This is a genomic window from Kitasatospora sp. NPDC048296, assembly GCF_043201815.1.
Classification (GTDB): domain Bacteria; phylum Actinomycetota; class Actinomycetes; order Streptomycetales; family Streptomycetaceae; genus Kitasatospora.
On sequence record NZ_JBICZB010000028.1, the window covers coordinates 15,863 to 29,634 of the forward strand.

A 13,772-nucleotide genomic window follows, 5' to 3' on the forward strand; every position below is an offset into this window, starting at 1 on the left:
CTCCTACTCGGGCCCTCTCAGGCTAACCCGACAAAGCGGGATGTCTCACCCAAGGCTGACAGAGGGACCGGCATGTGCCAGGCGGAGGGCGGGGACCGCTTTGGGCGTGCCGAGTACCTTGAGTTCGCTCAGCACGTCCAGGTAGCTACAGGGCAACGCCTCGGCTCGGGAGATGAGGCTCTGCTCGGCGAACGCAGCCAGAGTGTCGTCGGCAGTTTCGTCCCTGCGCAGACGGTAACTTGCCCACCTCCGTTTCACTTGACTGACGTGGTATCCCTGCAGGCCTTCATTCAGCCGCATCCCGAGGTCAGCCGCCACCCGTACGACTACGGCCTCTTCACTCACGGCCACCTTGTTCTGCCACGCGGTGCGGAATCCGCGGTTCTGATGCTGTGTGATGGTCTGGCAGAGTACGTCGATCGCTGTGTTGAAGGTTTCCATCAGCGCGGTGCCACATGCCATCCAGTCGTCTGACGTCGCCGGATCGCGCCCGCCGCAGACGTTCCTGGCCCACTGCTTGGCCTGCTCGTCCTGCTTGCCAGTGCCGGCATGCTGGTGCGAGGTGCGCAACAGGTTGATCAAATGGTCGAAGTCACGGGCACCGCCCTGCGGCCTGAAGCTGATCAGGAAGCGGACATCGAGCTTCCAGGTCTCCCACCACAGCTTGTACGCCGTCGAGACCAATTCCTTGAAGCCTGGTTCGTCTTGCGCACCGTCGGGCCAAGCCGCGAGGGGTGACAGATCCAGGACCATGCCGATCGAGATCTGGCGGTGTCGAGCCAGGGTGGTGCAACGGCCCGCCGGCTGCTGCCCGACCTGCGAGAACCCCACCGGCGCGACATGCGCCCAGCGGATCCCGCCCGGCCTCGCCAGGCAGATCACCGAGGCGTTCTCGGCCCACGGCGATCTTGTCTTCATCCCGGATGTCGGCAACGTCGCCGTCCTCGCCGCCGCCGTTCAGGCAGGCCGAAGGGCCCTCGCCCTCGCCCCCAGCCACCAGAGCGCGAACCTCGCCTACGACACCCTGCACAGCACCGCCCCCACCGTGGCGTCCCTCGCCGTTCTTCGACGCGGCACCCCTGGGCGCCCCTCCAGCAGGGCGGACAGCAACCAGCGACGCGCCCACCTCGCGATCGCCGCGCCCCACGACTCCGCCACTCCGGCCCAGCTCACCGCGCTCGTCGAGACCTGCACGCGCGCACTCCAACCGGACGGCGTCCTCGTCATCTGCACACGCCAGGCCAGCGGCCAGGAGACCGCCGGTCACCTCGTTGCCCACGCCCGGGCCGCAGGCCTCGTCTATCTGCAGCACATCGCCGCCGTCGAAGCCACCGCCTTCGAGGCCGGCCTCATGCCCCAAACACCCATCCACACCCAGCACCGCCCTGGCTGCACCTGCCACCACCCCCGGCCCGGATCGGGCCGCCACGCCCCATCGCCGCCCACGCCGTCGCCACCTACACCACCCCCGGCCAGCTCGTCCTCGACCCGATGTGCGGCATCGGCACCACCCTCGTCGAGGCGGTCCACCTCGGCCGTAACGCCGTCGGCGTCGAACTCGAACCCCGCTGGGCCGCTGTCGCTCGCGGCAACCTCAACCACGCCCGCGCCCAGGGCGCGAGCGGCCACGCCCGCGTCAAGACCGGCGACGCCCGCCGCACCCACACCCTCATCGGCCCCGACCAGTACGGCCGGGTGCAGCTCCTGCTCACCTCCCCGCCCTACGGCGCCTCCCTGCACGGCCAGGTCGTCTCCAGCCGCGAGAGCGGCCAGCCCGGAATCGCCAAGTTCGACGGCACCTACGGCAACAACCCCGCCAACCTCGCCCACGCCGCCACCGACGACCTCCTGGAGGCGTTCACCACCATCCTCACCAGCTGCCTGCCGCTGCTCGCCAACGGCGCGTTTGTCGCCGTCACCGCCCGTCCCTGGCGCCACCACGGTGAGCTCGTCGACCTGCCCGCAGCCGTCATCGCCGCCGGCCAGGCCGCAGGCCTCATGCCCGTCGAGCGCTGCGTCGCCCTCCTCGCCGGCGTCCGCGACGGACAGCTGGTGGCCCGCCCCTCCTTCTTCCAGCTCAAGAACATCCGCGCCGCCCGCGCGGCCGGGGTCCCGATGCACCTGATCGTCCACGAGGACGTCCTCGTCTTCCGCAAGCAGAAGACACAGATGACGCGTCGTGAGGATTGGCCGGACGCGGCTCACTGGCAGGCCGCGTAACCATCCTGGACGTCGTCGACGGGCCGGGCCGCCCGGCCCGTCGCGCCCCGCGTGGCGGACCGAACTGGCTTCCCCGCGTGACCAGGCTGAGGTCTGGCAGCCCGGAGGCCTCTTGGCGGCCCGGTCCATGCAGCGACCGCTCCTCGATCAGACCAAGGTGTGTACGTATGACTCAACCCGAGCGGCGCTACCGGCCCTCTGAGAAGCCGCCGAACCTGAGAGTGTTGCTACCCGCCGGCGGGCCATCGCTCACACCCGAGGCTGCCGCACTCATTCTCCGTCTGCTCCGCCGGTACGCCGCCGAGCACGCACCGCCCTCCGCGATGCCGACCGCCCCCGCCTCTCGGAACGCTGGATCTCCTTCCTCGTCCGAGTTACGGATGGACGCGCACGCCGCAGCAGCAATCCCCTGATGAGCGGCGCCGTGCCACGGTAGCGACGACCCGCGAAGGAGCACCCGCGTTGACGGAGAACCCGGCTGACTGCAGTGCCGTCCCCCGGTGGAAGCTCGGCCTTGCCCGAGCAGTCCCGGTCCGCCGACTGCCGAGGGACGGACTCATGTTCGCCTTCTGCGGGCGGGTGTCGACCGAAGACCAGCAGGACCCGGTAGCCTCCCGCGCCTGGCAGCTCGCCCGGGCCAGGAACCTCATCGAACCCTCCGGTGGTCGGATCACCGCCGAGTACTTCGACGTCGGCCACAGCCGCTCCCTGCCCTGGAAGCGCCGGCCCCAGTCCGCCAGCCTGCTGGCCGCCCTCGCCGACCCCGACCGAGGCTTCGACGCCGTCGTCATCGGCGAGCCGCAACGAGCTTTCTATGGCAACCAGTTCGGCAACACCTTCCCGCTGTTCACCCACTTCGGCGTGCAGTTGTGGGTACCTGAGGTGGGCGGGCCGATCGATCCGGAGAACGAGGCCCATGACCTGATCATGTCGGTCTTTGGCGGCATGTCCAAGGGCGAGCGCAACCGCATTCGCGTCCGGGTCCGCTCCTCCATGGGCGCGCAGGCCCGGCATGAGGGCCGCTTCCTCGGCGGACGCCCCCCGTACGGCTACCGCCTCGTCGACCTCGGCCCGCATCCCAACCCCGCCAAGGCTGCCGACGGCCGCATGCTGCGTGGACTCGAACCCGACCCCACCGCCGCGCCCGTTGTGCAGCGCATCTACCGGGAATACCTCCTGGGCCTGGGGATCTTCTCGATCGCCGAGGGGCTGACCTCCGACGGAATCCCCTGCCCCTCCGCACACGACCCGGCCCGCAACTCTCACCGCAGCGGCATCGCCTGGTCGAAGCAGGCGGTCCGGGTCATCCTCACCAACCCGCGCTACACGGGTCATCAGGTCTGGAACAAACAGCGCAAGGACGAGACCCTCATCGACATCGAGGACGTCACCCTCGGCTACGCCACCACCCTGCGGTGGAACACTCGGGACAAGTGGATCGTCTCCGACAAGATCGTTCACCAGCCGCTGGTCGACGACGAGACCTTCGCCCAGGTCCAGGACGTTTTCGCCGTCCGAGCCGGGACCGGAACAGCCCACGTCCGGCACCGCACCCGTCACCTGTACTTGCACGGTGGTGCCCTGCACTGCGGAATCTGTGAGCGGCGGATGCAGGGCCAGCACTCCCGCGAGGACGCCTACTACCGCTGCCGCTTCCCCACCGAGTACGGACTGGCCAACCACGTCCAGCACCCCCGCAATGTCTACCTCCGCGGGTCCTGGATCATCGCGCCGCTCGACCGCTGGATCGGCACCGTCTTCGCTCCCCACCGGCTCTCTGCCACCATCGAAGCCATGGCCAACGCCGCGCCCGGCGACTCCTGCCGAGACCTGGCTCTTGCCGAGCGCGCCCGCGAGGAGATCACCGACTGCGCAGCCAAACTCGCCACCCATCGTGCCGCTCTCGAAGCCGGCGCAGACCCCAAGATCGTCGCTGGCTGGATGGCCGAGACCCAGGCCCGCCAAGCCGCCGCCGACCGAGCCCGCACTGCGCCGTTCACCGACGCGCAGCCGACCATCGACGAGATCGCTGCCCTGGTGCGCCAGTGCTCACAACTCGCCGGCCTCGTTGCAGACGCCGAACCGGCAGAGAAGAGCGCCGTCTACCGGAGCCTGGGGATTCATCTGACGTATGACCCGGCGAAAGCCGAAATCCGCGTCGAGGCCCGACCCGGCACCCCAGCGCTCGCCTCACCAAGCGCTCGAAACGACAAATCCCCACGGGACTCTTTCGAGTTCCCGTGGGGATTTGAACTGTGTCCGAGGGGGGACTTGAACCCCCACGCCCGATAAAGGGCACTAGCACCTCAAGCTAGCGCGTCTGCCATTCCGCCACCCGGACTAGGTGTCGTCTTCGCGGCTTCCGATCTCTCGTCCGTCGCGCTGACAGATGTAACTGTAGCAAAGATCGGCTTGGGCTCCCAAAACGGCTCCGGGCGGGGGAGCGGGGCTGGTGGCGGGGGCAAGGGGCGGTGTGTGGCGGTGGCGTGACCAGGGGGTTTCGGGGCCCTGTGGGGGGGGTGGATCGGGATCGAGGGCTGGGAGAGGATGGGCGGACGTGCTCGTACGGCCCGGGTGCAGGTCCTGGGGGTGGCGCGCTGGTGCGTCGGTGCGGGCCCAAGACGAGGAGTGACCGTGAGCGAGCGGAGCGAGTCGGCGGCGCCGAAGGTGACGGCTGAGTCGGAGGTCGCCGAGATCTGTCGCGATCTGATCCGGATCGACACCAGCAACTACGGGGACGGGTCCGGGCCGGGCGAGCGCAAGGCGGCCGAGTACGTGGCCGAGCAGCTCGCCGAGTTCGGGATCGAGCCGCAGATCTTCGAGTCGGCCAAGGGGCGGGCCTCGACCGTGGTCCGGATCGAGGGCGAGGACCGGTCCCGTCCCGGCCTGCTGATCCACGGCCACACCGACGTGGTGCCGGCCAACGCCGCGGACTGGACGTACGACCCCTTCGGCGGCGAGATCGCGGACGGCTGCGTCTGGGGCCGCGGCGCGGTCGACATGAAGGACATGGACGCGATGACCCTCGCGGTCATCCGCGACCGGCTGCGCACCGGTCGCAAGCCCCCGCGCGACATCGTGCTGGCCTTCCTCGCCGACGAGGAGGCGGGCGGCACCTACGGTGCGCGCTTCCTGGTGGACAAGCACCCGGAGCTGTTCGAGGGCGTGACCGAGGGCATCGGCGAGGTCGGCGGCTTCTCCTTCACGGTCAACGACCAGGTGCGGCTGTACCTGGTGGAGACGGCCGAGAAGGGCATGCACTGGATGCGCCTGACGGTCGAGGGCCGGGCCGGGCACGGCTCGATGGAGAACGACGACAACGCGATCACCGAGCTGTGCGAGGCGGTCGCCAGGCTCGGCCGGCACAAGTTCCCGCTGCGGATCACCAAGACCGTCCGGGCCTTCCTGAACGAGCTGTCCGACGCCCTCGGGGTCGAGCTGGACCCGGAGAACATGGACGAGACGCTGCGCGTCCTCGGCGGCATCGCCAAGATGATCGGCACCACGCTGCGCAACACCGCCCAGCCGACCATGCTCGGTGCCGGCTACAAGGTGAACGTGATCCCCGGTCAGGCCACCGCGCACGTGGACGGGCGTTTCCTGCCCGGCTACGAGGAGGAGTTCCTGGCCGAGCTGGACAGCGTGCTCGGTCCGCGCGTGAAGCGGGAGAGCCTGCACACGGACCGGGCGATCGAGACCAGCTTCGACGGCGCGCTGGTCGACGCGATGCAGACCGCCCTGCGCGCGGAGGACCCGATCGCCCGCGCGGTGCCGTACTGCCTGTCGGGCGGTACGGACGCCAAGTCCTTCCAGGACCTCGGCATCCGCTGCTTCGGCTTCGCGCCGCTGCAGCTGCCGCCGGAGCTGGACTTCGCCGGGATGTTCCACGGCGTGGACGAGCGGGTGCCGGTGGACGGGCTGAAGTTCGGCGTCCGGGTGCTGGACCGCTTCATCGACGCCTGCTGATCAGGCGACTGGGTCGGCCCGCTCCCGGGGTGCCGGGGGCGGGCCGACCGCATTGTCCGAGCGCATGATTGTGGGATGGGTTGAGGGAGATCAACAGAAACGATTCTCCCTTGCAATTCCTCACCGCTTGTCTGTGCGAAGCCTCACCGTTGCGAGTGAATGGCAAATCCGTTCCGTACCCCGTTTGCCGCAGCGTCGTTCATTCCTGTGTAGCCCGCCGAACGGGTTGCGTTGTCCGTACAGGAGGAATGATGAAGGTCAAGAAGATCGCCGCTGTCGCCGCCGCCACCGGTGGCCTGGTGCTCGCCGCCGCCGGCATGGCGTCCGCTCACGGCGGTGCCGGTGCCGAGGGTGTGGCCGCGGGCTCCCCGGGCGTCGTCGCGGGCAACCAGGTCCAGATTCCGGTCCACGTCCCGGTGAACCTGTGTGGCAACACCGTCAGTGTGATCGGTGTGCTGAACCCGGCGTTCGGCAACCACTGCGCCAACTTCTGAGTCAACCTCCGGGCCGCTGAGGCCCGTTGAGCCGACTCACTCCGGCCCCCGGACGGCGGACGCGCCGCACCGGGGGCCTTCGGCTGTCCGGCAGGGTGCCCGACGCGCGCCCTGCCGGGCGGCTTGGCAATGGATTGAGGCTGTGGTCACTCGTTCGGGTGAAGCCGGTTTGTTTGGCCCAACTTCGGCGTTGGCCGCTCGTTGACTCCTGTGCAGTTGAAGACCTTGCGTGATTTCCGGATATACGGAAATTCCGACTTTTGCAAGGTTCACGTCAAGGTCGCCACGCCGTCTCGATACGTCAGGGGAAAACATGAGGAATGTAGCCAAGAAGGGGATCCTCACCGCCGTGGCCACCGGTAGCGTGCTGGCCTCGACGGCCGGCTACGCCTACGCGGGCGCCGAGGCGCAGGGAGGTGCGGCAGGCTCGCCGGGCGTCGCCTCCGGGAACTCGGTGCAGGTGCCGGTCGAGGTGCCGATCAACGCCTGCGGCAACACCGTCGACGTGATCGGCGCGCTGAACCCGTCGTTCGGCAACCACTGCGCCAACGTCAGCACCGGCCGCCACTCGGCACCGCAGTCCGCCCACACCGGTCAGTCCGGTGGTGGCGACAGCTCCAGCACCGGCGCCGGCCGGGGCCCCTCCGCCTCGGGCGCCTCCGCCAGTGGTGTCGCGGCCAACTCGCCCGGGGTGATCTCCGGCAACAGCGTCCAGGCCCCGGTGCACGTCCCGGTCAACGCCTGCGGCAACTCGGTGAACGTGGTCGGCGTCGCCAACCCGGCCTTCGGCAACTCCTGCGGCAACGTGGCGCAGCCCGCCCCGAAGCCGGCCGACGACTGCCCCCCCGAGAGCATCACCCCCTCCACCCCCTCCACCCCCGCCACCCCGCCGTCGACCGGTGGCGGACGGGGCGGCGGCCCGACCGGTGGGAGCACCCCCGCCCCGGTGAGCAGCAACACCGGCACCCAGGCCGTCCCGGCCGCGGCCCGGACCAGCGCCCCGGCCGCCCCCGTCGCGCAGAGCACCGCCGCGGGCAGCCAGCTGGCCTCCACCGGCGCCGGCGGCGTCGAGGTGCTCGGCGCCGCGGGGCTCGCGCTGCTGCTCGGCGGCGGCGTGCTCTACCGTCGCGCCCGCGCCGGCGCCCGCTGAGCACCCCGACCGCTGGGCTGCAGCGGTAGACGGAACGAAACGCCTGCGGCCGCCCGATGAACGGGCGGCCGCAGGCGCGTGAACGCTCGGCGTGAATCCTCCGCAGGCCCCGCAGGGCGGGAGACCCCGCCCGTCACCAGCTCCGGATCTGCCGGATGATCCGCCGCTTCAGCCGGACCGTCCGGCTGCCGTCGGGGAACAGCCTCAGCCGGTCGAGTTCCCAGTGCCCGTACTCGGCGTGCTCGGTGAGCAGTTGGCGCGCCGCGTTGCGCGTGGTGCCGCGCGGCATGCGTAGCGACTGGTACTCGTACTCCGGCTGCCGGACCGGCTTCGGTGGGGTCAAAACGCTCCTCCTGGGGATCATCTGCACGCAAGCCTACGGCCTGCCCCGGACACTCGGCCCGGGTATTTCCGGCCGACCTCCCGTGCGGAAGCGGCGGTTCGACGGCCTGCGGCCCGGACGCTCGGCTGACAGTGCATCAGTCCTGTTGCTCCTGTGGAGTGGATACCCCGATACCGGCGCGCGAAGCCGCACCCGAACGGCCCCGTCGGGCCGGGCGCACGCCCTCTGCGCCCGACCCGCGCCGGTCCGGCGGGGGACAGAACGGACCGGATCGGACATCAGGGGGGAAGTTGCGGTGAAATCGCGGGTGTAGGTGACAACCGCTGTGCGTAGCGACACCGAGGGGAGATAGCGTCTGCACCATGTCTGATGCCGCGCAGCCCACCATTGCCGAGGTACGCGCCGCCGCTGAGGCGGTCAAGGCCGCCATCGACCGTCATCTGGAAGCGGTGTCAAGCCCCAACGCAGCTGATGATCCCGCCGTGTCCGCCGCTTACGAGCAGCTCGCGACGGCGGCCATCGCCTACGACCAACTCCTGTACGAGGTCTACGACGAGGTCACCCCCTTCGAGATCCCCGGGGACGAGGGCCCGGGCGGCTACCACGGCCCGGAACAGCCCGAGGCGATCAGCGTGCTGATCCGCCGTGACTACCACGTGGTCGACCCCAAGCGGCTGCGCGCCCAGGCCGAGCGGCTCGACGAGACGCTGACCCCGGGCGGGGCGGGCGGGGTGAACGCCGCGATCGGCGTGCTGTTCGGCGAGTACGAGCCGGACGAGATCGCCGCCCGCAGCGAGGAGTTCGGCCTGGAGGAGGCGGACTCGACGCTCTGGGTCGCGGCGGCCGAACCGACCGAGCCGGGGGAGTGGCTGCCGGAGCCCTTCGAGCACGCCGACCCGCAAATGCTGATCTGCCGGTTCGATGTGAGCGAGGTCTACGACGACGAGGACCTTGAGGACTGACGCGATCCCGTACGCGTGAAGATCTGAAGGGCGGGCCCGGGAGCACCGGGCCCGCCCTTCGCGCGTCGGTCGATCAGTACGTCGACGCCGCGTTCTCCGCCAGGATCGCCCGCAGCCGGGTGGTGCGCGGCTGCGCCGGGCGCTCGGCGACGGCCTGGGCGAGCGCCGGACCCGCCGCGTGCACGACCGACAGGTGCCGCTCGCCGCGCCCGAAGGCGGTGTAGACCCACTGCCGGGTGAGCGCCGGTCCGGCGTCCTCCGGGAGCACCACCACGGCCCCGGGCCAGCGGCGGCCGAGCGCCTGGTGGACCGTCAGTGCCCAGCCGTGCCGCAGCCGGCCGGCCTGCGCGGGCTGGACGGTCCGGCGCGTGCCGTCCGGGTACTCCAGGTGCAGTCCGGTGGCGTCGCCGTCCAGGACCCGGGCCGGGCGGGTGAGCCCGGGCGCGGGGGACTCCACCACCCGGTCACCCGGGTCGAAACCGCCGAAGCGGCCGGGGCCGGGGTTCAGCCGGGCCTTGGCGGCGGCGTTCAGCGCACGCGTACCGGCCGGGCCGCCGTGGCCGGGGGTGAGCAGCACGACCTGCTCGGCGGGGATGCCGAGCGCGCGCGGGATGGAGTCGGTGAGCAGTTGGACGGCGCGGTGGACGGCCTCACCGCCGTCCTTGGCGGTGAGGATGACCACCTCCTTGTCCGGCGCCTCGACCGGCTGCAGCTCGCCGATGCCGACACCGGAGACCAACTCGCCGATCGGGCCGAAGTCCGGGGTGCGGGAGGCGACCGCCGGGCAGGCCTTGGCGGCCAGCAGGTCGGCGAAGAACCGGCCGGGGCCGGCCGACCAGAGCTGTCCCGGGTCGCCGCTGAGCACCAGCCGGGTGCCGTCGGCGAGCGATTCCAGCAGGGTGGCGGCCAGTTCGACGTCCAGCAGCGGCGCGTCCAGGACCACCAGGAGGTCCAGGGCGAGCGAGCCGTCGGGGGAGCGGCCGGGGCCGGCCGCACCGGACAGCAGCTCGGCGAGGGTGGTCACCGCGGTGTCCGCGCCGGCGAGCGCGGCGAAGGACTCCCGGCCCTGGTCGGTCCAGGTGGCGGCCCAGGCCCGCAGCCCGAGCCCCCGGGCGGCGGCGAGCAGCGCGGCGGGCTCGGCACGGGCGGCCTCGCCGCCGGTGTGCAGTACCAGCGCGCTGTCGGCGACGGCCTCGATCAGGGCGGTGGCCGAGGAGGACGGCGCGGCCTCGGCTGCCGCCGCCCAGGCGGTGGGGCCGGGGGCGGCCGGGGCGGACTCGGCGGGAGCCTCGGTGTCCGTCGGAGCCGAGTCGGCGGCGGCCTCCACCTCGCCCTCCTGCGCTCCGGCCTCCTCGGCTTCGGCGTCCGAGGCCTGAACCTCGTCGGCCTGAGCCTCCTCGGCCTGAGCCTCCTCGGCCCGGGCGTCCTCGGCCCGGGCGTCCTCCGCCTCGACGTCCTCGCCCGGCACGAAGGTGGCCATCAGCTGCAGCAGCCCCTCCGCGAGGCTGTCCTCCGCCATCGCCAGCCGCTCCAGCGCGAGCAGCGTCCGGGTCGGCGCCTCGTCGTCCTCGTCGCCCGCCGCGTGCGCCTCGGGTCCGCTCAGCTCCTCCTGGAAGGGCAGCACCCGTCCGTCCGCGACGGCGGCCTGGATCGCGGCGGCCGGGTCCGGCATCCGGAGCCGGTCGAGCCCGGCCGTCACCTCGGTCAGCTCCAGCGCCGAGTGCCCGCGCAGCGCCGCCTGCTCCAGCAGCCACAGGACCAGTGCCTGGGCGCGGCGCGGGTCGCCCGGCTCGGCCTTCGGGCCGAGCAGCTCGCGGGCGAAGCCGTCCGCGTGCTCGGGGCGGACGCCGGGCAGGCCCAGCACCGCCCACGGGTCCGTGCGCAGCCGCTCGGCGGCGCCGTCACCGAACTCGGCCACGGCGGCGGCCGCCAGCTCGGCCGGGGCGCCACCGGAGGTCAGCACCCGGGCGGTCTCCTGGAGCGCGTCGCCGCGCGGCCCGTCGGGCTCCACCGCGGTCGGGACGGCCGGAGCGGCCGGAGCGCCCCCGCCGGTGGCCTCCGGGGCCGCCGAAGCCGGCGCGGGCCTCGAAGCCGAGGAAGCCGAGGAAGCCCCGGAAGTCGGGGAAGCCCCGGAAGTCGGGGAAGCCCCCGACCCGGAAGCCCCCGATCCCGAAGCCTGCGGCCCGATGCTGCGGATCCGCTCCGCGAGCTCCGCGATCGCCGCCGCCTTGTCGGCCGGCGAGGCCGAGGTCTCCTCCGGAGCGCCGTTCCCCGTGTCACTCATCGTCGTCCGCTCCAAAGGTCACTCCACTGCACGTTCTGCTCGACAACCCGGTCCGGTGGTGGTCACAGCTCCGTCCACCCCTGGTCCGGGTAGCGGTGCACCGGGGACGAGATGTCGTCCAGCGCGCCGCGGATCTCACCCGGAAGCGTAAGCGCCTCCACTGACAGTGCCGTCTGCAGCTGTGCCACCGTCCGCGCCCCGACCAGCGCGCTCGCCACCCCGGGCCGGTCCCGGACCCAGGCCAGCGCGACCGCGAGCGGGCTGCTGGCGAGCCCGTCGGCGGCGGTGGCGACGGCGTCCACGATCCGCCGCGAGCGCTCCCCGAGGTACGGCTGGACGAACCCGGACAGGAACGCCGAGGCGCCGCGCGAGTCCTGCGGGACGCCGTGCCGGTACTTGCCGGTGAGCACCCCGCGCCCGAGCGGCGAGCCGGCCAGGACCCCGACCCCGGCGTCCAGCGCGGCGGGCAGTGCCTCCCGTTCGAGGCCGCGCTGCAGCAGCGAGTACTCCAGCTGTGCCCCGGCCAGCGGCACCCGCCCGTGGTGGGCGCGCTGCCAGGTGGCGGCCTTGGCGAGCTGCCAGCCGCTGAAGTCGCAGACCCCGACGTAGCGGGCGCGGCCGGTGGAGACGGCGATGTCGAGGGCGCTGAGGGTCTCCTCGACCGGGGTCACCGGGTCGAAGGCGTGCACCTGCCACAGGTCGACGTAGTCGGTGCCGAGCCGGTGCAGCGAGGCGTCCAGGGCAGCGAGCAGGTGGCCGCGGGAGCCGTCGAAGCGGCGGGTGGACTCCGGGACGCTGCCCGCCTTGGTGGCGATGACGAGTTCGGGGCGGGGGACCAGGCTGTCGGTGAGGCGGGAGATCAGGTACTCGGCCCCGCCGTCCGCGTACACGTCGGCGGTGTCGACGAGGTTGCCGCCCGCGTCGACGAACTCCTTGAGCTGCTCGGCGGCCTCGTGCTCGTCGGTGTCGCGGCCCCAGGTCATGGTGCCGAGGCCGAGGCGGGAGACCTGTAGGCCGGTGCGGCCGAGGTGACGCATTTCCATCGGACGGGCCCTCCACTGGCCGATGGCCCCGGGAGCCCCGGAAGCCCTGTAAACGCGCAGGTGGGGAGAGCACTCCCCACGTCGGCTGAGCGTAGCGGCCGGTGTGCGGGCAGGGGGGTAGACCCGCAGAACGATCAACAGCGCGGATGTGAGCCAGGCCACCACTACCCGTCAGTAGCGTGTCCCGCGAGCGCGCGGTTACGCTCGCCTCGATCTCACCCGACTGGCCACCAAGCCAACCGACTGGAAGGTTCGGCACATGCGACTCGGCATCAACCTCGGCTACTGGGGACTCGGCATGGACGCCGACAACATCGCGGTGGCCCAGGAGGCGGACCGGCTCGGCTACTCGGTCTGCTGGGCCGCGGAGGCGTACGGCTCGGACGCCGCGACGGTGCTGAGCTTCGTCGCCGCGAAGACCGAGCGGATCGACGTCGGCTCGGCCATCTTCCAGATCCCGGCCCGCACCCCGGCCATGACCGCGATGACCGCCGCGACCCTGGACACCCTCTCCGGCGGCCGCTTCCGCCTCGGCCTCGGCGTCTCCGGCCCGCAGGTCTCGGAGGGCTGGTACGGCGTGAAGTTCGACAAGCCGCTCGCCCGCACCCGCGAGTACGTGGAGATCATCCGCAAGGCGATGTCCCGCGAGCGCCTGGTGCACGAGGGCGCGAACTGGACCCTGCCGCTGCCGGGCGGCCCGGGCAAGCCGATCAAGCTCACCGTGCACCCGGTTCGCGAGCACATCCCGCTGTACATCGCCGCGATCGGCCCGAAGAACCTGGAGCAGACCGGTGAGATCGCCGACGGCTGGCTCGGCATCTTCTTCGCCCCCGAGCACGCCGCGCTCTCCCTGGACCCGCTGAAGGCCGGGCGCGCCAAGGCCGGCAAGTCCCTGGACGGCTTCGACCTCTGCCCGACCGTCACCATCGCGGTCGGCGAGGACATCAAGGCCGGCGTCGACTCCCAGCGCTCCTACGCCGCGCTCTACATCGGCGGCATGGGCAGCAAGGAGAAGAACTTCTACAACCAGCTCGCCCGGCGGATGGGCTACGAGCAGGAGGCCGACGAGATCCAGGAGAAGTACCTGGCCAAGGACTACGCGGGCGCCGCGGCCGCCGTCCCGCACGACCTGATCGACGCCACCTCGCTGGTCGGTGACACCGCCCGGATCGCCGACCGGATGCAGGCCTACGCCGACGCGGGCGTCACCACGCTCACCCTGGCGCCGTCCGGCTTCACCCTGGACGAGCGGGTCCAGGCGCTGCGCACCGGCGTCGAGGCGCTGGAACGGGCCGGCCTGGCGTAACGGT

The 13,772-nt window shown here is 71.7% G+C and carries 11 protein-coding genes and 1 tRNA gene; 7 read left to right on the plus strand and 5 right to left on the minus strand.

The window, feature by feature from the left end:
* Positions 1-45 precede the first annotated feature (45 nt).
* Positions 46-918, minus strand: coding sequence for a hypothetical protein (locus tag ACGF12_RS18535; RefSeq protein WP_393030906.1), 873 nt, complete (start codon positions 916-918; stop codon positions 46-48).
* On the opposite strand from ACGF12_RS18535, the gene ACGF12_RS18540 reads away from it, so the two are divergent.
* Entirely contained in the window at positions 841-2,220 is a 1,380-nt protein-coding gene (locus tag ACGF12_RS18540) for a TRM11 family SAM-dependent methyltransferase (protein ID WP_393030708.1), read from the plus strand. The genes ACGF12_RS18535 and ACGF12_RS18540 overlap by 78 nt on opposite strands.
* A 558-nt stretch (positions 2,221-2,778) precedes the next feature.
* Positions 2,779-4,512 (plus strand): recombinase family protein, encoded by a 1,734-nt coding sequence (locus ACGF12_RS18545; RefSeq protein WP_393030711.1) that lies wholly within the window; start codon positions 2,779-2,781, stop codon positions 4,510-4,512.
* Here the strand turns inward: ACGF12_RS18545 and ACGF12_RS18550 are convergent.
* Positions 4,477-4,561: transfer RNA gene (locus ACGF12_RS18550), tRNA-Leu, on the minus strand. The two genes, ACGF12_RS18545 and ACGF12_RS18550, sit on opposite strands and share 36 nt — an antisense overlap.
* A 293-nt stretch (positions 4,562-4,854) precedes the next feature.
* Here ACGF12_RS18550 and ACGF12_RS18555 point away from each other — a divergent pair.
* From ACGF12_RS18555 to ACGF12_RS18565, 3 genes are all read left to right on the plus strand, one after another.
* A complete protein-coding gene (locus tag ACGF12_RS18555; RefSeq protein WP_393030714.1) occupies positions 4,855-6,186 on the plus strand; it encodes a M20/M25/M40 family metallo-hydrolase in 1,332 nt (443 codons plus the stop codon).
* A 251-nt stretch (positions 6,187-6,437) separates the two neighbouring features.
* The gene (locus ACGF12_RS18560; protein ID WP_387629238.1) at positions 6,438-6,680 is read left to right on the plus strand and encodes a chaplin; all 243 of its coding nucleotides are present in this window, start codon (positions 6,438-6,440) and stop codon (positions 6,678-6,680) included.
* Positions 6,681-6,993: 313 nt separating this feature from the next.
* Positions 6,994-7,830: a chaplin gene (locus ACGF12_RS18565; RefSeq protein ID WP_393030717.1), complete on the plus strand. Its 837-nt coding sequence runs from the start codon at positions 6,994-6,996 to the stop codon at positions 7,828-7,830.
* Between the two features lie 133 nt (positions 7,831-7,963).
* On the opposite strand, the gene ACGF12_RS18570 is transcribed toward ACGF12_RS18565, so the two are convergent.
* Positions 7,964-8,173 carry a DUF5703 family protein gene (locus ACGF12_RS18570; RefSeq protein WP_350517275.1) on the minus strand — a complete coding sequence of 70 codons (210 nt, stop codon included), beginning with the start codon at positions 8,171-8,173 and terminating at the stop codon, positions 7,964-7,966.
* Positions 8,174-8,535: 362 nt separating this feature from the next.
* On the opposite strand from ACGF12_RS18570, the gene ACGF12_RS18575 reads away from it, so the two are divergent.
* Complete coding sequence (locus ACGF12_RS18575) at positions 8,536-9,135, plus strand: hypothetical protein (RefSeq protein WP_393030720.1); 600 nt, start codon at positions 8,536-8,538, stop codon at positions 9,133-9,135.
* A 73-nt stretch (positions 9,136-9,208) separates the two neighbouring features.
* Here the strand turns inward: ACGF12_RS18575 and ACGF12_RS18580 are convergent, their stop codons facing one another.
* Positions 9,209-11,146 carry a helix-hairpin-helix domain-containing protein gene (locus ACGF12_RS18580; protein WP_393030723.1) on the minus strand — a complete coding sequence of 646 codons (1,938 nt, stop codon included), beginning with the start codon at positions 11,144-11,146 and terminating at the stop codon, positions 9,209-9,211.
* 335 nt (positions 11,147-11,481) lie between these two features.
* Complete coding sequence (locus ACGF12_RS18585; protein WP_393030726.1) at positions 11,482-12,462, minus strand: aldo/keto reductase; 981 nt, start codon at positions 12,460-12,462, stop codon at positions 11,482-11,484.
* 259 nt (positions 12,463-12,721) lie between these two features.
* Between ACGF12_RS18585 and ACGF12_RS18590 the strand changes: the two genes are divergently transcribed.
* Positions 12,722-13,768, plus strand: coding sequence for an LLM class F420-dependent oxidoreductase (locus ACGF12_RS18590; RefSeq protein WP_393030729.1), 1,047 nt, complete (start codon positions 12,722-12,724; stop codon positions 13,766-13,768).
* The last annotated feature ends 4 nt before the right edge of the window (positions 13,769-13,772 follow it).

Excerpts from the sequence above, each read along its gene's own strand:
- ACGF12_RS18535 (WP_393030906.1), bottom strand. The coding sequence starts at position 918 with ATGAAGACAAGATCGCCGTGGGCCGAGAACGCCTCGGTGATCTGCCTG.
- ACGF12_RS18585 (WP_393030726.1), bottom strand. The coding sequence starts at position 12,462 with ATGGAAATGCGTCACCTCGGCCGCACCGGCCTACAGGTCTCCCGCCTC.
- ACGF12_RS18565 (WP_393030717.1), top strand. The coding sequence starts at position 6,994 with ATGAGGAATGTAGCCAAGAAGGGGATCCTCACCGCCGTGGCCACCGGT.
- ACGF12_RS18590 (WP_393030729.1), top strand. The coding sequence starts at position 12,722 with ATGCGACTCGGCATCAACCTCGGCTACTGGGGACTCGGCATGGACGCC.
- ACGF12_RS18560 (WP_387629238.1), top strand. The coding sequence starts at position 6,438 with ATGAAGGTCAAGAAGATCGCCGCTGTCGCCGCCGCCACCGGTGGCCTG.
- ACGF12_RS18575 (WP_393030720.1), top strand. The coding sequence starts at position 8,536 with ATGTCTGATGCCGCGCAGCCCACCATTGCCGAGGTACGCGCCGCCGCT.
- ACGF12_RS18545 (WP_393030711.1), top strand. The coding sequence starts at position 2,779 with ATGTTCGCCTTCTGCGGGCGGGTGTCGACCGAAGACCAGCAGGACCCG.
- ACGF12_RS18540 (WP_393030708.1), top strand. The coding sequence starts at position 841 with ATGCGCCCAGCGGATCCCGCCCGGCCTCGCCAGGCAGATCACCGAGGC.